Origin of the sequence: Eubacterium sp. SB2 (assembly GCF_001244405.1) — a bacterium.
Taxonomy (GTDB): domain Bacteria; phylum Bacillota; class Clostridia; order Lachnospirales; family Lachnospiraceae; genus Faecalicatena; species Faecalicatena contortus_B.
The window spans coordinates 525,736-545,543 of record NZ_LN865152.1; the positions used below are offsets into that span (position 1 = coordinate 525,736).

Here is a 19,808-nt window from a genome sequence, read left to right on the forward strand (position 1 = left end):
TGTCCATTCGGGGTTTCTTTATTATACTGAATTCAGAAAGCAAGGCAATGCTGTTTTAATCTAAAATACAACGAAACAATATTTTAAGGAGGCTATACAAATGGCAAGTTTATCATTAAAGGGAATTCAGAAAGTATATCCAAATGGATTTCAGGCAGTAAAAGATTTCAACCTTGAGATTGATGATAGAGAATTTATCATCTTCGTAGGACCATCAGGATGCGGAAAGTCTACAACACTTCGTATGATCGCAGGTCTGGAAGATATTTCAGGAGGTACTCTGGAAATCGACGGAAAAGTTATGAATGACGTTGAGCCTAAAGACCGCGATATCGCGATGGTATTCCAGAACTACGCTCTGTATCCGCATATGACTGTATACGATAACATGGCGTTCGGTCTGAAGCTTCGTAAGATGCCGAAAGACGAGATTGACAAGAAAGTTCGTGAGGCTGCCAGAATCCTTGACCTGGAAAAATTACTCGACCGTAAGCCAAAGGCTCTGTCAGGCGGCCAGAGACAGCGTGTTGCCATGGGACGTGCTATCGTTCGTAATCCTAAGGTATTCCTGATGGATGAGCCGCTCTCCAACCTGGATGCTAAACTGAGAGTTCAGATGCGTATCGAGATTTCCAAGCTTCATGAAAATCTGAAAGCTACAATCATCTACGTAACACATGACCAGACAGAGGCCATGACACTGGGAACCAGAATCGTTGTTATGAAAGACGGCGTTGTTCAGCAGGTAGATACACCTCAGAATCTTTACAATACACCTTGCAACCTGTTTGTTGCCGGATTTATCGGTTCTCCGCAGATGAACTTTATGGATGCAGTTGTAAATGTTGCAGGCAGTGATGTTACACTGACCGTTGGCGAGCATGTGCTCAAGGTACCTGCTTCCAAGAAAAAAGCTCTGATCGATGGCGGTTATAATGGTAAGACAGTAGTTCTCGGCATCCGTCCGGAGGACGTACATGACTCAGAGGCATTTATCGCAAGCTCACCTGACAGCGTAATCAAATCCAAAATTAAAGTATACGAGCTGCTCGGCGCAGAAGTATATCTGTATTTTGACGTAGAAGGCACTCAGATGACAGCCCGCGTTAATCCGCGCACAACACTGAGAAACGGTGATGATGCTGTATTTGCACTGGATATGGAAAAGATTCACGTATTCGATAAAGATACAGAGTTGACGATTTCCAACTAATGCTTTAGAATAATATTATAATAATTAAGAGAGGGGCTGTACTATAAAAGTGCAGCCTCTTCAATTCTATCTATACGAGGGATGATTATGGAGAACACACCAGAGCTTGTAAAAGCTTTGTCCGAACTGAAAAGAATAACCGGCATGACGCTCGAAGTCCGCGCAGACACGCCGGAAGAGCTTGAAAATGCGCTGACGCAAGTCCGCTGTCTCACCCAGGCATACAGGGAAAAGTACAACAAGAACCATTTCCTGCAAAGCCTGATGACGGATAGCATTCCGGCGTATGACATCTACGAGCGGGCCGTCCGTCTCCACATCGATCCGGAATCTCAGAGGACTTTATTTCTGGTGGAAACCAAAAATACCCTGGATGACACTGTCATAGAGATTCTTAAGAATTTGTTTCCTTCACAGGCCAAAACTAACCTTGTTTCCATGGGTGAAAAGAACCTTGTGATACTACGCCCAAGGAAGTCCTCGGACACCGATGGCGACATCAGCCGGATTGCACACATGATCGTCGACACACTGAACATGGAGGCGCTGACACACGTGCAGGTTGCCTACAGTGGATGTATCAGCACGCTCATGGAACTGCCCGGCGCTTTTAAGGAAACCAGCCTGGCGCTGCGTGTCGGTAAGTTGTTTTATTCCGAGCAGACCGTATTTCCGCACGATCAGCTGGGTATTGGAAGACTGATCTACCAGCTGCCGGTAAGCTTGTGTGAAAATTTTCTGAAAGAGATTTTTGGAAGCGATATTCCGGACGCATTTGATGAGGAGACAACATCCACTATCAACAAGTTTTTCCAAAATAACCTGAACATAGCCGAGACATCCAGACAGCTGCATATGCACAGAAACACCCTCATCTACCGGCTGGAACAGATTGAAAAAAGGACAGGCCTGGACATCCGCAGATTCGAGGATGCCATGACCTTCAAAATTGCCACCATGGTCATTAACTATTTACAAACAGAAAGGAACTCCTGATATGAATGACGCTTTTTACGAACAACTTGTAGCCCGCAAATCCCGACCGCTGGATACCATAATCCGTATCCTCATCATCGCGGCCCTCGCCCTGATCCTCGTGTTTTCCATGATGTTCATCGGTTTTCTGGGGGTAATCATCACAGTCGTACTCGCTTTCCTGGCATACTATTTTGTCTTCCCTAAGCTAAGCGTGGAATACGAATACACACTGCTGAACCATGATATGGAAGTAGATGCCATCTACAGCAAATCCAAGAGAAAAAAACTGCTCACATTTGACATCCAGCAGGCCGAAATTATAGCGCCAAAGGGTTCACCGCGTTTGAACTCCCAGAACCCGGAAAAGACCCTTGATTTTTCCTCACAGGATGCCAACGCAAAAGCTTACTCCATCATGATCCAGCTGAACCAGAAAAACACATGCATCATCATAGAACCAGACGAAACCATGCTAAACCACATGAAATCCTGGATGGGGATGAAGCTTTATTTGGATTGAGACGGACGGAATTGGATAGAAGGGGGGCGCTGTATGGGGGCGCGGCAGGGCTCTTTGGGATGCTCTTTTGCGGTGTAACAGCCGCTAATCAAAAGGAAAGCCAGCATATATGAACACCGCCGACAAACACGGGAATGCCGGATGCATTCCCGCTTGAGTCGGCTTTTTTACAGGGCTTGTGGCCCTGTAAAAAGTTCATATGCTGGCTTTCCTTTTGATGAAGCGGCTGTAACACCGCAAAAGAGCATCCCAAAGAGCCCTGCCGCGCCCCCATACAGCTCGGTTCAACCAATCGGCAGATAAATATTCCAAATAAGAAGGAGCTTCCTGTAACGGTGTGCGGTGTATATTTAATTGCTGCACGGAACCTTTCTTGCCAACGGCTTCTACCGCCAGGATGCACCCAGCCTGTCTTGGATGTTGTATGCGGGGTGGGATGGGATGTCTTCCGGTATCCAAAAACACCGGAAGACATCCCATCCTGCGCCGCATACAACATCCAAGGCAGGCGGACAGACCATCAAACCAAATACTTACAAGCCGCTAAAGCCGCTACCGCCCCATCTGCCGCTGCTGTTGTGAGCTGGCGCACTTCTTTTGTACGGCAGTCTCCTGCTGCGAACACACCTGGACGGGAGGTCATGCAGTCCTCAGACGCCAGTATGAATCCATCTGCATCCAGTTTTACAAATTCGGCAAAAACCTGGTTCTGGGGGATCTGTCCGATTGCCACAAATACTCCGGCGACTTCTATGTTGAAATCTTCGCCGGTCTTTTTATTGTTCAGGGTCAGACCCTCTACCATGGTTTCGCCTATAATATCTTTTACTGTGGCACTAAGCACAAATTCTACGTTATCTCTTGCCTTCAGTGCGTCTACCAGGCTGCTGTCACCGCGGAATTCGTCTCTTCTGTGTACCAGATATACCTTTTTACAGTAGTTGGAAAGAAATTCCGCATCCTGAAGCGCCGTATTTCCGCCTCCAATGACCGCAACATCACGGCCTTTGAAAAATGCTCCGTCACAGGTAGCACAGTAAGATATGCCTGCGCCGGTGAGCTGGATCTCTTTTTCCAGCCCTAAGTGCCGGTGCGTAACTCCTGTGGCGATAATCACGGTTCTGCACGGGTATTCTTTTCCTGCAGTCTCTATGATCTTTAAGCCGTCCTCATCCCGGATACCCGTAACCTGTTCCATCACGGTCTCTGTTCCCAACTTCATCGCCTGATCCAGCAGATTCATAGAAAATTCGCTTCCGCTTACACTGGCAATCCCGGGGTAATTCTCTACATTGTGGGAAGAAGTAATCTGCCCTCCGAAATTCATACTTTCAATAATTAATGTACGTTTCCCGGCTCTCTGTCCATATATTGCCGCAGTCATGCCAGCCGTACCTCCGCCGATAATTCCGATATCATACATAATCAACCCTCCTTGTTGTTTCAATAACACGCCCGGTAATTTCACAGAGTACGACTACATCCTATAAAGATGTGTAGATTAAGCTCATTTCAGTGGGGGATACCGATTCCTCTCCGCCCGCCACTGCCGTTTATCTGTTATACTCTAGTATACCGTAAAATAAGTAACTGACTCATAAGCTGAGACAAACTTTCGAGAGTGCTGCTCCACAAACGCAGGCGTAGTGGGCTACGCTGAGGCTTGGGGAACATTGCTATCGGAAATTTAGGTCGGCTTATGTGGCAGTTAATTATTATATGATGTACTAGTGTGTCTCAGCATACGCTTTTATATTCGAAGCATTTGCCATTTTCTGCACGCCATCCTCACCGACTACAACCAATGTGGGAGCCTGCATTACACCGTATTTCTTCACAAGTTCTTCATTTTCTTCTGCATCTACTATCTCATAGGCTATATTTGCTTTTTCCAGAGAACTGGTTGCAATCTTACAGTTCGGACAGGTCTTGGTTGTAAAGAGGAGCGTTTTCATTTCTCCCGCCGGTACAGCCACTTCTTCTGCCGCCTTCTGTGCCTCATGTGTCCGTATGCTCATCTTGGAATTGCTGATATCATATACCTTGCGATCCTTGAATTCCTGTGTCTTACCATCGTTCCAGTTCTTTACAGGACGGTAGTACCCCGTAATACGGCTGTATACTTCCGTTTCCTCTCCGCAGTGCGGGCATTTGTATTGTTCTCCGGAAATATATCCATGGTTCTTACAGATGGAGTAGGTCGGTGACATTGTATAATATGGCATTTTGTAGTTCTCTGCGATCTTCTTAACCAATGATGCCGCTGCTTTCCAACCCGGAAGTTTTTCTCCGAGGAAGGTATGGAATACAGTCCCTGACGTATAAAGTGTCTGAAGCTCATCCTGAATATCAAGTGCTTCAAATACGTCTTCGGTATAGCCAACCGGCAAATGCGAACTGTTTGTATAATATGGTGTTCCATCTCCTTCAGCAGCAGTAATGATATCCGGAAACTGTTCTACATCATGTTTTGCCAGACGGTAGGTGGTTGACTCTGCCGGAGTTGCCTCCAGGTTAAACAGCTCTCCGTACATTTCCTGATAATCAGAAAGTCTTTCCCTCATATGGTTCAGTACATCTTTGGTAAACTGCTGGGTCTCTGCGCTTGTCATGTCTTTTCGGATCCATTTTGCATTCAGGCCGGCCTCATTCATGCCGATCAGCCCGATTGTGGAGAAATGATTCTCAAAAGAACCAAGATATCTCTTTGTGTAAGGATACAGTCCTTCCTCCATGAGCTTTGATATAACAACACGCTTTGTATGGAGGGAACTTGCTGCAATATCCATCATCTTATCCAGGTGTTTATAGAATCCGGCCTCATCCTCTGCCAGATATGCGATACGCGGCATGTTGATCGTAACTACGCCAATAGAACCCGTACTCTCTCCGCTTCCGAAGAAACCGCCGGATTTCTTGCGCAGTTCACGCAGATCCAGGCGCAGACGGCAGCACATACTTCTGACGTCGCTTGGTTCCATATCGCTGTTTATATAATTTGAAAAATAAGGAGTTCCGTACTTCGCTGTCATTTCAAAAAGGAGACGGTTATTCTCTGTATCAGACCAGTCAAAATCATTTGTAATGGAATACGTAGGGATCGGATACTGGAATCCTCTGCCCTCGGCATCCCCTTCGATCATCGTTTCGATAAATGCCTTATTGATCATATCCATCTCTGCTTTACAGTCCCCATAGGTGAAATCCTGCTGAACGCCTCCTACTATAGCCGGAAGGTTCGCCAAATCCCCCGGTACTGTCCAGTCCAGTGTAATATTGGAGAACGGAGCCTGGGTCCCCCAGCGTGACGGTATATTTACGCCGTATATAAAGGATTCGATACATTTCTTTACTTCCGGATATGTCAGATTGTCTTTCTTGACAAAGGGCGCCAGATAGGTGTCAAAGGATGAAAATGCCTGCGCGCCTGCCCATTCATTCTGCATGATTCCCAGGAAGTTGACCATCTGGTTGCAGAGTACGCTCAGATGCTTGGCCGGAGCCGACGTGATCCTGCCCGTTATGCCGCCCAGGCCATCCTGGATCAGCTGTTTCAGGGACCATCCTGCACAGTAACCGGTAAGCATGGACAAATCATGAATGTGAATATCCGCATTCTTGTGCGCTCTCCCCACTTCCTCGTCATAAATCTCAGACAGCCAGTAATTCGCTGTGATCGCGCCGGAGTTGCTGAGAATCAGACCGCCGACAGAATAGGTCACTGTAGAATTCTCTTTTACACGCCAGTCGGTAATCTTCACATAACTGTCCACAATTTCTTTGTAATCCAGCAGGGTTGAATTCAGATTCCGAATCTTCTCCCTCTGTTTTCTGTATAAAATGTAACCTTTTGCAACATCTGCATATCCTGCCTTTATCAGCACGGACTCCACACTGTCCTGAATATCCTCCACGGATACCAGGCCTTTTTTAATCTTTGGTTCAAAATCTGCCGTAACCTTCAGCGCCAGCAGATCGATTATGTCCTGATTGTATTGCTTTTCCTGGGCTTCGAATGCCTTCCTGATTGCCTCCCCTATCTTGGCAAGATTGAAGTCAGCTACCTTCCCATCTCTTTTTGTAACCTGATACATATTGTACGGTCGCCCCTTTCTCTAATCAAAGTCAGATAATTTTTGCCCAACCGGATACAGTTGGGCATCTGAAAATATTCTATCACCATATATTTCACTTGTCAACAAAGAACAACAATATCTAGTATGCAACTTTTTTGTTTCCAACTAGATATAGTTACAGTTTCCTATGTAAGGATCTGACCTTTAACGCTGTCACAGTCCGTCCCTCGCTGTTTCATCATCCCATGCAGTCTGCCTGAGGGAGTAAATATCACTCAACCCCTCTGAGTTCAGCATTGGGAATATTTCTTTTTACAATCTCCAGCGCCTGTTCCATAATCTCTTTTGTATAGGCGCGCAGCCCCGGCCTGATTAAATCCCCTGAATCCACAAATCCCTGCAGATAATATCTTTCAGCTCCCCGGAGCCAGCGTCCAATAGCCGCAAAGTCCTCTCTTTTATGAAATTCCCTTACTACCGTGGTACGAAATTCGCAGGGCACCGCACCCGACATCAGGAAATCCACGCTCTGCAGAATATCCTCCAAGTGATAGCCTTCGATCCCGATGGTCATACCATATTTATTCGGAGCATTTTTTATATCCATCGCCACATAATCGACCAGACGCTGATCCACAAGCCGCTTCAGACGGGCGGCACTGCTTCCGTTAGTATCCAGTTTTACCGCGTAGCCCAGATCCTTTACCTCTTTTATAAAGTCCTCTATATCCGGCTGTAACAATGGCTCCCCGCCCGTGATACATACGCCGTCCAGAACCCCCCGGCGTTTCTTAAGGAAAAAAAATACTTCTTCCTCTGGTATGTTAAGATTCACATCCACATGCGTTACCAGAGAAGCGTTATGGCAAAAAGGACACCGGAAGTTACACCCTGCGGTAAAAATCGTACACGCCACTTTCTCCGGATAATCCAAAAGTGTCAGTTTTTGCAAACCCTGAATATTCATCTGCTTACTCCTCAAATTTTAAAATATCCCATCATGACCGGCATATATTCCCGGCTGTATTCTCCCAGTGAATAGTCCCCCCTGCTCAGACACCAGTCTGAAATCAGCGCACGCTCACACAGAGAGTAATACTTGGTAATCTCATTGATAGACTTATCCTGGCGGATCTCCCCTTTTTTCTGGCCCTCCTCCACGATACCTGTGATCAACCGGTAATAAACTCTGTTCCTGTCCAGAAGGTGTCTCTGTCCCTTAGCGGTCAGCTGAGTGGAATACAAAGACGCCAGCAGATCTATATTGATCTTCTCCTCGATCATAGAATGTGCTCTGTAATTCAGGTACAAAAGCTTATCGTAATTATTCATATCCGGATCTATTTCCGCAGAAAGCTCTTCGTAAAAATCATCCAGCACTGTAGATAAAGTACTGAGCAATTCATCCTTTGTGTCAAAATAGTAATAAAACGAGCCTTTGGAAGTACCCGAAAGCTCAATGATATCGTCTACCGTTGTATGGTCATATCCCTTATCGTGGAACAGCTGCCATGCAGCGGATACAAGCCTTGCTTTCACACCCTTATTTTCTTTAGATTTCGCCATAATCTCCAGCCCTTCTTTGATAGAATTCTTAATAACTATTTTAACACAAAATTCAATGAGTGGAAAGAAAACCTCAAAGCTGGCTCATCCAATCGGCAGGAAAACCCGCCAACCGGGTGGGATCCCGGACCAGGGCAGCGGATGTGGATTGGCTATGCGTGTCTTTTCATCTTCAAGATGTGTATTGAATTATTTTGATACTGGAACCGTATCCCTTTGCTTATGTACACCTACTGGGGACATAAAAGTCCCGCCAATTCAATGCCATACGCTGCCCCCGTTTGAGGCCCCTCCTTAGAAACGAGCTTTTTCCTACCGGTTGGATGCGCCAGCTCCATGAAGGGATAGCCGAAAACCTCCCGGAGAACATCCATGTCCTTTCAAAAACGCTCTAAGTGGACCTTAGAAATTCTTGGTGGGAAACAGCCCTGAAAATGGAGAGATTTTTGGATTCCGAATCCAAAAATCAGCTGACCCAGCGCGAGAAATCATCGGGATTTCTCGTGATGTGTCAGTGGTGCTCCATTTTCAGGGCTGTTTCCCGCCTAGAATTTCTTAGGTCCGCGGCCGCGTTTTGAAAGGACATGGATGTTCTCCGGGAGGTTTTCGGCTATCCCTTTATGGAGCGTCCCCATCCGCTGCTGATTGTTAGTAAAAAAATCACATATTTTTAGATATCTCAGTGCAGGCTTTCATTGCCTCTATTACCGCGCTTCTGAATCCATTCCTTTCCAAGACTCTGACTGCTTCTATCGTAGTTCCTGCAGGAGAGCACACCATATCTTTAAGTTCTCCAGGATGTTTTCCCGTCTCCAGGACCATCTTGGCGCTGCCGTATACGGCCTGTGCAGCGAACTTATATGCCTGTGCCCTCGGCATGCCATCGGCAACTGCTGCATCTGCCATTGCTTCAATAAACATGAAGACATAGGCCGGTGAACTTCCGCTTGTTGAAACAACAACATCCATCAGTCTTTCCGGTACTACTTCCACTTTTCCAAACGCACTCAGGATACTGACTGTATGCTTCAGTTCCTCTTCTGTCACATACTTATTCGGACAGGCAGCCGTCATCCCCTCTCCTACCATTGCCGGTGTGTTCGGCATTGTACGAACTATTTTCACCTTTTTGCCAAACTGTTCCTCCAGCCAGGCCAGTGTTTTTCCAGGCGCAATCGTAATGATGATCTGGTCATCTCTGACAAAATCTTTGATTTCCTCAATTGCTGATGCATAGAACTGCGGTTTTACAGAAAGAACAACCACCTCTGACTTCTCAACAACTTCCTTGTTATCTGCTGTTACGTTAATTCCATATAAAGATCTGGCCTTTTCTCTCCCCGGTTCAAACACATCCGAACCGATGATCTCTTCTGCACTGAAAATCCCCTCTTTAATAATGCCACCCATAATAGCGCCTGCCATGTTGCCTGTTCCAATAAATCCTAATTTCATAATCGTCCTCCTTGTTTATTTTTTGTCAATCAGGGGCAAAGGGGTCAGACCCCTTCACTTTTACCGCACGGTGAAACTGCTTTCTTTCTCCAGGGGAATTTCTTTCGTATCCATCCATTCTATTGTTATAAAATGTCCCTGGTTCAACCCCACCAGCAATTTGTTTATCATTGGCTCCCGCCCCTGGATTTCCATGGTTACCGTGCCGTCCCATTCATTTTTCACCCATCCGGTCAGCTGCAGTGACTGTGCAAGATATTTGGCGGTGTAACGGAACCCTACGCCCTGGACACGGCCATAAAATACGATGCGCTTTCTAATTTCTGACATATTCCCACCTTTTTACTTTCCTCTTATCTGTTACAAAGGTCAGGCCCCTTTACAGCCGGAAAAGAGACTGCGCCGGAAAACCAGACAGTCTCTCTTTTATTCATGGCTGCCTGCTGTATTCTACAGTTCGATCTCAATCCAGTCTTCCTCCGGATAATCCACCACGAAGCAGTCATTCGCATAAACCCTTTCCGGCAGAACAATCAGTACATGTACCACATCTTCTTCCACCGGCATCGGCGCGAGGTGCCATACGCCCGTATTCAGCTTCACCACGGTTCCCTTCGGCACAACAAAGGCTTCTGTCAGCTGCGGTACCGGGTCTTTTGTCGGAGGCGCTGCATGAATCACAACATCTCCGTCCAGCGGAAGGATCCCTTCCCCTGTATAATTATGATACTCTGCAGAATTAATGATCATCTTGTCTGTTTTTTCCGTGACAAGAGATGAGAAGGTGACCGGAACCCTTCCGGAAACAGGAAGCGCTACTTTGTCATTATAGAATGCTCCAAGAGCGTTCCCCTCCGGCTCCACCAGGTTATAAAACTCCCCATACTTTGAAAATGCTTCCGCTGTCAGTTTCTGTGCTTTGATTGTTCTCATCTTCTACCTCCAAGGATCTTATATTTTTCTTATATCTTACCACTTAATCCTCAAAAGTGAAACCTGTCATCAGACGAATTATCAGTGAAAATTCTGTTCCGTCCTTTCAATAATCTCATCCTGCAGCGCTTTGCTCAGATTTCTGAAATGGTCGCTGTAGCCTGCCACACGCACAATCAGGTCCTTGTAATCATCGGGATGCTTCTGTGCCTGAATCAGGGTTTCTCTGTCAATTACATTGAACTGGATGTGGTGTCCATCCATGTTGAAATACGTGCGCACCAGATTTGCCATCTGCTCCAGACCCTCGTCTCCCGACACCACGCTTGGTGTGAACTTCTGGTTCAGCAGTGTCCCTCCTGTCTGCAGGTGGTCCATCTTCGCGCAGGACTTCACGACAGCTGTCGGTCCGTTGGTATCCGCCCCCTTCTCCGGAGAAATTCCTTCGGATACCGGTTTGTGCGCCAGACGCCCGTTTGCACTCGCCATCATCACATCACCGAAATACACATGGCAGGTCGTCGGCAGCATATTAATCCTGTACGTCCCCCCCAGCATATTCGGACGCCCCGTTACCTGGCTCCTGTAATATTCAAACACAGAGCGCATAATATCATCTGCATAGTCATCGTCATTCCCGTATTTCGGGGTCTTATTGCGCACCAGATTCGCAATTCGGTCATGCCCCTCGAAGTTATCATCCAACGCCTGCATCAATTCTTCCATGGTAAATGTTTTTTTGTCGTAAACATGATATTTCACAGCGGAAAGACAGTCTGTAATCGTACCGATACCTACGCCCTGCAGGTACTTCGTATTGTACCTTGCACCACCGCCGTTATAATCTCTTCCCTTGGAAATACAGTCGTTCGTAATAATTGAAAGAAACGGCACGGGCATATATTCGGCGTAAATCTTTTCGATCACATTACTTCCCTTGATCTTGATATCAATAAAATACTTCATCTGTTTCTTAAATGCATCAAATAACTCGTCATAAGAAGCAAAATCTGCCGCATTGCCCAGCTTTAATCCCAGCTGCTTACCGGTCATCTTGTCAAACCCATTATTCAATGTCAGCTCGAACACCTTCGGTATGTTAAAATATCCGGTCAGAATATAAGCTTCATTTCCAAAAGCCCCCGTTTCCACACAGCCGCTGGTTCCCCCGCGTCTTGCATCCTCCAGCGATTTTCCTGCGTTGAGAAGCTCCTGAACGATAGCTTCAGTATTATAAAATGCGGGCTGTCCCCAGCCTTTTCTGGAAATCTCGCAGGCACGCTTCAGAAACTTCTGAGGCGTTTTTCTGCTGATCTGTACATTGGAACTTGGCTGCAGCAGCTTCATCTCATCCATACAGTCCAGAATCAGATAGCTGACATTATTCACACCATTTTCTCCGTTCGGTGTAATGCCGCCCGTATTCAGATTTGCAAAATCCGTATAAGTGCTGCTCTCCTTCAGTGTAATACCAACTTTGGGAGGCGCTGGCTGGTTGTTGAATTTAACCCAGAGACACTCCAAAAGTTCCAGCGCTCTGTCATCATCCAGAATGCCGGACTCCACATCCTTTTCGTAGAACGGATTCAGATGCTGATCCAGGCGTCCCGGGCTGTAGGCATCCCAGGGATTCAGTTCACTCGTCACGCCAAGATGCACAAACCAGTACATTTGGATTGCCTGCCAGTAAGTCTCCGGCTTGTGAGCGGGAACTACATCACAGTTGGCAGCAATCTGAAGAAGCTCTTCTCTGCGGCCTGCATCTTCCTCCTTTGCCGCCAGTTCACGTGCATATGCAGCATATCTTTCCCCGAGTATCATGATGGCATCGCAGGCCAACTTCATGCCTTCCAGTTCATTCTTCTTATCAAATGCTTCGGTATCGTTCATAAAATCCAGCTTGCCGATCGCATTCTGAATATCTTCTTTGTAATCCACAAAACCTTTTTCATAAATTTTTACAGAGCCGACCGTATGTCCCGGCCCCCTCTGCTCCATAAATTCCGTAAAAATGCCGGCCTCATAGGCGTCTTTCCACTCCGGTGTCATCTGGCGGAGAATCCGGCTCCTCATAGAACGCTTTTCCCAGTATGGAATCATAACTTCTTCCTGTACTTTATAGTCTGTTTCCTTCACCTTAAAATTAATCAGGTCCCGGTCGTTCATGACATGCATATCTTCCACTGTATGACAGCACAGTTCCGGAAATGTCGGCGCCGCCTGCGGGGAATCCCCTTTCTCCCCCACAATCAGCTCACCCTCACCGATATACAGCGTCTTTGTTGAAAAATAATCCTTTAATACCTGTCCGCGCAGCTCGGGCACAGACAATTCGCCCTCATATTTCTTGTAGGTAGCGGTCTCACTGAGCGCCCGCTCCAGATCAATATGCGCAGGTGTATCCAGGCTCAGCTTTCTAAGCGCCTTTATGCGTGCATTCATTCCTCTTTCTTCCATACTTAACCTCCTATTTTTACATCCTGGAATCCGGCTTTCCGGAATAATTCCACAAAATGATTCATTTCTTCCCTGTCGGGTGCATGCATGTCTGCCCCTTCGTAGCAAATACCCGCTTTCATGTATTTACCGGAGCCCGTGTTATGATATGGCAGCAGGTTCACTCTTGCTGCATGAATGTTTTTCTCCTGAAGATAACGGATCATCGCCTTCATCTCTTCCTCATTGCCGTTCACTTCTTTGATGACCGGAATACGAATATAGATTCTGGCCCCGTCCCGGCTCAGCTTTTCCAAATTTTCCAGAATCAGCTCATTGCCGGACCCCATATACTTTTTATGCAGCTCCGTATCCAATGTCTTGATGTCATACAAAAAAGTGTCCGTATATGGCAGAATCCGTTTATAATTTTCATACGGCGCCTGCCCGCATGTATCGATTGTGACAGAGATACCGAAGTGATACAGCTTTTTCACAAGCGCTTCCACAAATTCTATGTCAGCCGCCATCACTTCTCCACCGGAAAGCGTAACCCCTCCGCCGGATTCCTCGTAAAACATCTCATCTTTCCTGAGCTCTTTCACAAGTTCATTGACCGTATATTCTTTTCCCGCTATCTCCCGAAGGTTCCGGTTGCAATAATCCGTACATTTCCCACAGGCCGTACATTTCGCCCTGTCGGTAATGGCTTTTTGTCCGGACATTTCAATTGCCCCATTCGGACAGGCAGCCGCGCAGCCTCCGCAGCCCACACATTTTTCACTGTCGTACAGCAGCTCCTTCTTAAAACTCTGTGTCTCCGGATTGTGGCACCAGACACACCTCAAATGACAGCCTTTGAAAAAAACCGTCGTACGTATCCCATCTCCGTCATGGATCGAATACTTCTGAATGTTCGTAATCAGACTCATGATTCCAACCCTCGCTCGCCTTATTCTGTGCTTACAAAAAGCGCAGTTTGGACTAATGTTTGTACTATAGTCTAAATTTATCACACGCCATTCGTTTTGTCAATAAAAACGCTAGTACAGCAGGTGTTTATTGATGAATTATTAGTGCAATACTGTACTAGAGAAAGAAAATATGTTGTTTATATTTATTTGTTGTGCTATAATTTATTAAAATTCGTTCTGATTATAAAGGGTTACACCTAAGTAAGAAGGCGCACAGAGATGATTGATACGGGATTTTTTCTCGTTTCTAAGAGGGGGAAGACTGCCCCTTTTTATCGCCTGCGCCTTTGGTGCAGGTATTTTTTTGCACTTGTCTATATTCTGAGGATATAAGGAGGTTTTATGGAGACGAGAATTGCTTTGATTGGAATCGTTCTGGATTGTACCGATTCGGTGGAGGAGCTGAACCATCTGCTCAGTGAATACGGGCAGTACATCGTGGGCAGAATGGGCATTCCATATCGGGAAAAGAATATTTCCATTATCAGTATTGCCATGGACGCGCCGAATGACGTTATCAGTGCTCTTTCCGGGAAGCTGGGTATGCTGCCCGGTGTCAGCACGAAAACGATTTATGCCAAGACGAAGTAGGGAACTGGCAGCCCCGTCTGTCAGGGTATGTGTTACGGGATGCCCTTTGGGTATACCTTATTCTACTGCTTTGCAGCAGACCCGCCCGTCAGGGCATGTATTACGGGATGCCCTTTGGGTATGAAAGAGTCCGGGTACCGTTTTGGAGTGCCCATGAAAAGGAGAATTTTCTATGAAGCATTTGATTGATAAACTGGAACAGACCGGTGCGCTTTCCAGGGAAGAATGGACGGCTCTTATCCGCGGTCGCACGCCGGAACTGGCAGAGTATTTATTTGAACGTGCGCGTACAGTCCGGCATAAATACTATGGACACGATGTGTATATCCGCGGCCTGATTGAGTTTACGAATTACTGTAAAAACGACTGCTACTACTGCGGCATCCGCAAGAGCAACCGCAGCGCCCGCCGTTACCGGCTGGATAAGGAGGCCGTGCTGGACTGCTGCCACAAGGGGTATGGCCTTGGCTTTCGTACTTTTGTACTGCAGGGTGGGGAGGATGGATACTATACCGATGAAATTATGGCGGATATCGTGCATAATATACGGCAGCATTTTCCGGATTGCGCCATTACGCTTTCCCTCGGTGAGAGGACACGGAAGAGTTATCAGCTTCTTTTTGATGCGGGTGCGGACCGCTATCTTCTCAGGCATGAGACTTTTGATGCCGCCCACTATCGGCGGCTGCATCCACAATCCCTGTCCGCAGCCCACCGCCAGCAGTGTCTCTGGGATCTGAAAGAAATCGGCTATCAGACAGGTACCGGTTTTATGGTTGGTTCTCCCTTCCAGACGCCGGAAAATCTGGCTGGCGATATGCTTTTTATTAAGGAGCTGGATCCGCAGATGGTAGGAATCGGTCCCTTTATTCCTCACCATGAGACACCCTTTGCCGAATACGCAGCAGGAACGCTGGAACTGACGCTGTTTATGCTGGGGCTGCTACGCCTGATGCTGCCGAAAGTACTGCTTCCCGCAACTACTGCCCTTGGAACCATTGCTCCGGACGGCAGGGAAAAAGGGATTTTGGCCGGCGCCAATGTGGTCATGCCCAACCTTTCGCCCGTTGAGGTGCGGGGAGATTACCTGCTCTACGACAATAAGATCTGCACCGGGGATGAAGCAGCGGAATGCCGGAAATGCCTGGAACGCCGTATGGAGTCGATCGGCTATCAAATTGCTGTTTCCCGGGGCGACTCACTCAACACGGCGGCTCTGTCGCGTAGTCTGAGCGCTGCTGTTGTTCCCGAGTGACGCCTGAACCTGTTACTATTAAATATATCTATACAATCATAAACGGAGGATACCTAAATGTATGATGTAAATTCCAAACACGCCGAAGATTTTATTAACCATGAAGAAATTCTGGAGACACTGGCTTATGCCAACGAGAACAAATGTAATGAAGCCCTGATCGATTCTCTTATTGAGAAGGCAAAGAAAAGAAAGGGACTTACCCACCGTGAGGCCTCTGTGCTGCTGGCCTGTCAGATCGAGGAGAAGAATGAGGAAATTTTTAAACTGGCGGAACAGATTAAAAAAGACTTTTACGGCAACCGCATTGTGATGTTTGCGCCTCTTTATCTGTCCAACTACTGTATCAACGGATGTACATACTGCCCTTATCACAGCAAGAATAAGCACATTGCCAGGAAGCAGCTTTCCCAGGAGGAGATCCGCAAAGAGGTGATCGCGCTGCAGGATATGGGGCATAAACGCCTGGCTCTCGAGGCGGGGGAGGATCCGGTCCGTAATACGATGGATTATTATCTGGAATCTATCAAAACGATTTACAGTATCAAGCATAAGAACGGCGCTATCCGCCGTGTAAACATCAATATAGCGGCTACTACTGTAGAGAACTACCGCCTTCTGAAAGAGGCCGGTATCGGCACTTACATTTTGTTCCAGGAGACGTACCACAAAGAAAGCTATCTGCAGCTTCACCCAACAGGACCGAAGCACGACTATGATTATCACACGGAGGCTATGGACCGCGCAATGGAGGGCGGCATCGACGATGTAGGCGTTGGTGTGCTGTTCGGACTGGACAAATACCGCTATGAGTTTGCCGGTCTTCTTATGCACGCGGAACATCTGGAAGCGGCTTTTGGTGTAGGACCTCATACGATCAGTGTCCCTCGCCTGCGCCATGCTGATGATATCGATGCAGATTCCTTTGACAACGGAATCGATGACGACACCTTTGCCAAGATTGTTGCCTGTATTCGAATTGCAGTCCCATACACAGGAATGATCATTTCCACAAGAGAGAGCCAGAAATGCCGTGAAAGAGTGCTCCATCTGGGTATTTCACAGATCAGCGGAGGGTCCCGCACAAGCGTGGGCGGTTACTGCGAACCAGAGCCGGACGATGCCAAATCCGAACAGTTTGATGTCAGCGATAAAAGAACGCTGGACGAGGTTGTCCGCTGGCTGATGCAGATGGATTATATTCCGAGTTTCTGTACCGCATGTTACCGGGAAGGGCGTACCGGCGACCGTTTCATGTCTCTTTGCAAGAGCGGCCAGATTCAGAACTGCTGCCATCCGAATGCTCTGATGACTCTGAAAGAATATCTGATGGATTATGCTTCCCCTGAGACAAAGGCTCTCGGAGATAAACTGATCGATAAAGAAGTGTTGAATGTGCCTAACGAAAAGGCGCGTGCAGTTGTAATTGATAATCTGCGTCTGATTGAGCAGGATAACAGAAGAGATTTCCGCTTCTAAACTAAATTACAGGGGGTATTTTTATGAGTTTAAATGCAGCACCTTCTTCAGACAGAGTGCATATCGGCATCTTCGGCAGGAGAAATGCCGGGAAGTCCAGTATCATCAACGCGATTACCGGTCAGAATCTTGCCATCGTATCAGACATCAAAGGCACGACCACCGACCCGGTTCTCAAGGCGATGGAACTGCTGCCGCTGGGCCCCGTGGTTATAATAGATACACCGGGGCTTGACGATACCGGGGAGCTGGGAGAGCTCAGAATTCAGAAGGCATACCAGATCCTGAATAAGACAGACATCGCAGTTCTCGTCATTGACAGCGTTTCCGGCATGACAGATGTGGATGCCGGGATACTCGATCGGATTTTGAAAAAAGAAATCCCTTATGTGGTTGTTTTGAACAAATCCGATCTGGCACCTGGCTCCAATACCGATTTTACCGGATGTATGCCTGCTGTTCCCTCAGACAAAGTCATTGCAGTAAGTACCGTTACCGGGGAGAATATCCACGAACTGAAGGAACTGATTGCCCGGCAGGCGCCGGTAGAGAATGAGCGCCGGATCGTATACGGCCTGATTAAGCCATCCGACTTTGTGGTTCTGGTCGTTCCGATCGATAAATCAGCCCCCAAAGGACGGCTGATCCTGCCGCAGCAGCAGACAATCCGTGACGTTCTGGAATCCGGCGCCGTTTCCATCGTCACAAGAGAAACCGAACTGGAAGAAACGATGGAGAAGCTCGGTCATCACCCCGCACTCGTAATCACTGACAGCCAGGCGTTCGAAAAAGTAGCTGCTATGGTGCCTTTGGATATACCACTGACTTCCTTTTCCATCCTTTTTGCCCGTTATAAAGGAAATCTTGAGACAGTTGTAAACGGGGCAAAGGCTCTTGATACATTGGAAGAAGGAGATACAATCCTGATATCAGAGGGCTGTACCCACCACCGCCAATGCGAAGATATCGGGACAGTAAAACTGCCCCGGTGGATTACCAGTCATACAGGTAAAAATATTAACTATGAATTTTCCAGCGGAACTGAATTTCCCATAGACCTGTCAAAATACAAACTGATCATCCACTGCGGAGGATGTACTCTCAACGAGAGGGAAATGAAGTACCGCCTGAAATGCGCCCAGGATCAGAATATTCCTATCACGAACTATGGAATCGCTATCGCTCATATAAAGGGAATCCTGGAGAGGAGTATCGAGATCTTCAAAGGGGTCTGACCCCTTTGAGTACCATATTCAGAATCGTTTTACAATATAAAAACCGGTTCCCGTGTTTTTTCACGGAACCGGTTTTTATATCGTCTGTAAAGAAATAAACCCATACACTGCAAGGCCCGCGCCACAGAAGAATAATACGGCAGAAATGACAATCAGCCCTATTACAATTCCTGGTTTTCCTTTCGGAAACAGTTTATCCCGATAACCCGGCGTTCGACTATGCAGCAGATAATTACCGATGTACATGCAGGCCGGAGCCGCCGCACACATCATCATATACAGCCCTGCGCTCATCATGGGGATCGATGTAGATTCGTACCCGATCTCGTTCCACACCCCTAGCTGCGCATAAACATCTTTCATTCCAAAGAGCAGGATAATAGGCAGAAGATTATTTATAAAATGAAAGAAACAATTATAGAACATATTTCCACTTTCCAATATAATCCAGGCCATGACAACTCCGCCGATGGCAGTCGGGATAAACCGGAAAATGTCTCCGTGAAATGCGCCAAATACAACTCCGCTAATCAAGATAGCTGCCCATTTATATTTGTGTGGCTTCAGGCTTTTGAAGAAAATACCGCGAAAAATTATCTCCTCACAGACTGCCGGTGTGACCGCTACTATAAGTACTGCCGCCAGAAAAGGTATATTCATCATCTGGGAACTCAGGCCCGCATTCACTCCTTGTATTTCTTCCATGAAGAAAATGCTCACAAGCAGAACAAGTGTCATTTCTATAAGAAACGCTCCCACCCACATCAAAAAGGTGCCAAAAACACCGGCGCCTGCCGGTCTTCTGAATGGAAACAGTTCTCTCGGATTCCCCCTGAACGCGAGAACCAGCCCCAATGCGGCGGCAAGCATCAGCCATTCCGCCAATAATGAGCCATAAATGCCAAAGGGTGACAGTACCGTAGGCGAAACTATAAATATTACAACTGCAGCTGATACCAAAACTACCAGTCCCTGCCAGACCTTGAGTTGTTTATAATTCTTACTCATTCATTAACTCCCCCTCTAAAAACCTGTTTGTTAATCTTAAAATGTAAAACAATTCTGAAAACGGAGTTCAAGGGGGTCAGACCCCTTTG

17 protein-coding genes are annotated in these 19,808 nt (G+C 47.0%); 7 read left to right on the forward strand and 10 right to left on the reverse strand.

Annotated elements, in window-relative coordinates; all coding sequences use genetic code 11:
- Positions 1-100: 100 nt before the first annotated feature.
- The 3 genes from BN1938_RS09870 (at position 101) to BN1938_RS09880 (ending at position 2,711) form a co-directional block, all read left to right on the forward strand.
- Positions 101-1,213, forward strand: coding sequence for an ABC transporter ATP-binding protein (locus BN1938_RS09870; RefSeq protein ID WP_050640420.1), 1,113 nt, complete (start codon positions 101-103; stop codon positions 1,211-1,213).
- Positions 1,214-1,300: 87 nt separating this feature from the next.
- Positions 1,301-2,209 carry a PucR family transcriptional regulator gene (locus BN1938_RS09875; protein ID WP_050640421.1) on the forward strand — a complete coding sequence of 303 codons (909 nt, stop codon included), beginning with the start codon at positions 1,301-1,303 and terminating at the stop codon, positions 2,207-2,209.
- 1 nt (position 2,210) lies between these two features.
- Positions 2,211-2,711, forward strand: coding sequence for a DUF6106 family protein (locus BN1938_RS09880; protein WP_050640422.1), 501 nt, complete (start codon positions 2,211-2,213; stop codon positions 2,709-2,711).
- A gap of 520 nt (positions 2,712-3,231) precedes the next feature.
- On the opposite strand, the gene trxB is transcribed toward BN1938_RS09880, so the two are convergent.
- The 9 genes from trxB to BN1938_RS09930 all read right to left on the reverse strand — a co-directional run bounded on the left by trxB (position 3,232) and on the right by BN1938_RS09930 (position 14,109).
- Positions 3,232-4,134, reverse strand: a complete 903-nt coding sequence (trxB, locus tag BN1938_RS09890) for a thioredoxin-disulfide reductase (RefSeq protein WP_050640424.1) — start codon at positions 4,132-4,134, stop codon at positions 3,232-3,234.
- Between the two features lie 304 nt (positions 4,135-4,438).
- Positions 4,439-6,805, reverse strand: a complete 2,367-nt coding sequence (locus BN1938_RS09895) for a ribonucleoside triphosphate reductase (protein ID WP_050640425.1) — start codon at positions 6,803-6,805, stop codon at positions 4,439-4,441.
- A gap of 253 nt (positions 6,806-7,058) precedes the next feature.
- Positions 7,059-7,754 carry an anaerobic ribonucleoside-triphosphate reductase activating protein gene (locus tag BN1938_RS09900; RefSeq protein ID WP_050640426.1) on the reverse strand — a complete coding sequence of 232 codons (696 nt, stop codon included), beginning with the start codon at positions 7,752-7,754 and terminating at the stop codon, positions 7,059-7,061.
- Positions 7,755-7,765: 11 nt separating this feature from the next.
- A complete protein-coding gene (locus tag BN1938_RS09905) occupies positions 7,766-8,353 on the reverse strand; it encodes a TetR/AcrR family transcriptional regulator (RefSeq protein ID WP_050640427.1) in 588 nt (195 codons plus the stop codon).
- Between the two features lie 660 nt (positions 8,354-9,013).
- A complete protein-coding gene (gene proC / locus BN1938_RS09910; RefSeq protein WP_050640428.1) occupies positions 9,014-9,808 on the reverse strand; it encodes a pyrroline-5-carboxylate reductase in 795 nt (264 codons plus the stop codon).
- A 60-nt stretch (positions 9,809-9,868) separates the two neighbouring features.
- Positions 9,869-10,138 carry an acylphosphatase gene (locus BN1938_RS09915; protein ID WP_050640429.1) on the reverse strand — a complete coding sequence of 90 codons (270 nt, stop codon included), beginning with the start codon at positions 10,136-10,138 and terminating at the stop codon, positions 9,869-9,871.
- A 120-nt stretch (positions 10,139-10,258) separates the two neighbouring features.
- Positions 10,259-10,741: an ureidoglycolate lyase gene (locus tag BN1938_RS09920; protein WP_050640430.1), complete on the reverse strand. Its 483-nt coding sequence runs from the start codon at positions 10,739-10,741 to the stop codon at positions 10,259-10,261.
- Positions 10,742-10,822: 81 nt separating this feature from the next.
- Positions 10,823-13,198, reverse strand: a complete 2,376-nt coding sequence (gene hypD / locus BN1938_RS09925; RefSeq protein ID WP_050640431.1) for a trans-4-hydroxy-L-proline dehydratase — start codon at positions 13,196-13,198, stop codon at positions 10,823-10,825.
- 2 nt (positions 13,199-13,200) lie between these two features.
- Complete coding sequence (locus BN1938_RS09930; protein WP_050640432.1) at positions 13,201-14,109, reverse strand: trans-4-hydroxy-L-proline dehydratase activase; 909 nt, start codon at positions 14,107-14,109, stop codon at positions 13,201-13,203.
- A gap of 384 nt (positions 14,110-14,493) precedes the next feature.
- Between BN1938_RS09930 and BN1938_RS09935 the strand changes: the two genes are divergently transcribed.
- The 4 genes from BN1938_RS09935 (at position 14,494) to hydF (ending at position 18,711) form a co-directional block, all read left to right on the forward strand.
- Positions 14,494-14,742: a TM1266 family iron-only hydrogenase system putative regulator gene (locus tag BN1938_RS09935; protein ID WP_025656119.1), complete on the forward strand. Its 249-nt coding sequence runs from the start codon at positions 14,494-14,496 to the stop codon at positions 14,740-14,742.
- A 172-nt stretch (positions 14,743-14,914) separates the two neighbouring features.
- Entirely contained in the window at positions 14,915-15,997 is a 1,083-nt protein-coding gene (gene hydE / locus BN1938_RS09940) for a [FeFe] hydrogenase H-cluster radical SAM maturase HydE (protein ID WP_050640433.1), read from the forward strand.
- Between the two features lie 57 nt (positions 15,998-16,054).
- A complete protein-coding gene (gene hydG / locus BN1938_RS09945; protein ID WP_050640434.1) occupies positions 16,055-17,476 on the forward strand; it encodes a [FeFe] hydrogenase H-cluster radical SAM maturase HydG in 1,422 nt (473 codons plus the stop codon).
- Positions 17,477-17,499: 23 nt separating this feature from the next.
- Complete coding sequence (hydF, locus tag BN1938_RS09950; RefSeq protein WP_050640435.1) at positions 17,500-18,711, forward strand: [FeFe] hydrogenase H-cluster maturation GTPase HydF; 1,212 nt, start codon at positions 17,500-17,502, stop codon at positions 18,709-18,711.
- Positions 18,712-18,786: 75 nt separating this feature from the next.
- On the opposite strand, the gene BN1938_RS09955 is transcribed toward hydF, so the two are convergent.
- Positions 18,787-19,719: a type II CAAX endopeptidase family protein gene (locus tag BN1938_RS09955; RefSeq protein WP_050640436.1), complete on the reverse strand. Its 933-nt coding sequence runs from the start codon at positions 19,717-19,719 to the stop codon at positions 18,787-18,789.
- Positions 19,720-19,808 lie beyond the last annotated feature (89 nt).

Excerpts from the sequence above, each read along its gene's own strand:
- trxB (WP_050640424.1), bottom strand. The coding sequence starts at position 4,134 with ATGTATGATATCGGAATTATCGGCGGAGGTACGGCTGGCATGACTGCG.
- BN1938_RS09880 (WP_050640422.1), top strand. The coding sequence starts at position 2,211 with ATGAATGACGCTTTTTACGAACAACTTGTAGCCCGCAAATCCCGACCG.
- BN1938_RS09870 (WP_050640420.1), top strand. The coding sequence starts at position 101 with ATGGCAAGTTTATCATTAAAGGGAATTCAGAAAGTATATCCAAATGGA.
- BN1938_RS09935 (WP_025656119.1), top strand. The coding sequence starts at position 14,494 with ATGGAGACGAGAATTGCTTTGATTGGAATCGTTCTGGATTGTACCGAT.
- BN1938_RS09900 (WP_050640426.1), bottom strand. The coding sequence starts at position 7,754 with ATGAATATTCAGGGTTTGCAAAAACTGACACTTTTGGATTATCCGGAG.
- BN1938_RS09895 (WP_050640425.1), bottom strand. The coding sequence starts at position 6,805 with ATGTATCAGGTTACAAAAAGAGATGGGAAGGTAGCTGACTTCAATCTT.
- hydF (WP_050640435.1), top strand. The coding sequence starts at position 17,500 with ATGAGTTTAAATGCAGCACCTTCTTCAGACAGAGTGCATATCGGCATC.
- BN1938_RS09930 (WP_050640432.1), bottom strand. The coding sequence starts at position 14,109 with ATGAGTCTGATTACGAACATTCAGAAGTATTCGATCCATGACGGAGAT.
- BN1938_RS09875 (WP_050640421.1), top strand. The coding sequence starts at position 1,301 with ATGGAGAACACACCAGAGCTTGTAAAAGCTTTGTCCGAACTGAAAAGA.
- BN1938_RS09915 (WP_050640429.1), bottom strand. The coding sequence starts at position 10,138 with ATGTCAGAAATTAGAAAGCGCATCGTATTTTATGGCCGTGTCCAGGGC.
- hydG (WP_050640434.1), top strand. The coding sequence starts at position 16,055 with ATGTATGATGTAAATTCCAAACACGCCGAAGATTTTATTAACCATGAA.
- BN1938_RS09905 (WP_050640427.1), bottom strand. The coding sequence starts at position 8,353 with ATGGCGAAATCTAAAGAAAATAAGGGTGTGAAAGCAAGGCTTGTATCC.
- hydE (WP_050640433.1), top strand. The coding sequence starts at position 14,915 with ATGAAGCATTTGATTGATAAACTGGAACAGACCGGTGCGCTTTCCAGG.
- hypD (WP_050640431.1), bottom strand. The coding sequence starts at position 13,198 with ATGGAAGAAAGAGGAATGAATGCACGCATAAAGGCGCTTAGAAAGCTG.
- BN1938_RS09920 (WP_050640430.1), bottom strand. The coding sequence starts at position 10,741 with ATGAGAACAATCAAAGCACAGAAACTGACAGCGGAAGCATTTTCAAAG.
- BN1938_RS09955 (WP_050640436.1), bottom strand. The coding sequence starts at position 19,719 with ATGAGTAAGAATTATAAACAACTCAAGGTCTGGCAGGGACTGGTAGTT.
- proC (WP_050640428.1), bottom strand. The coding sequence starts at position 9,808 with ATGAAATTAGGATTTATTGGAACAGGCAACATGGCAGGCGCTATTATG.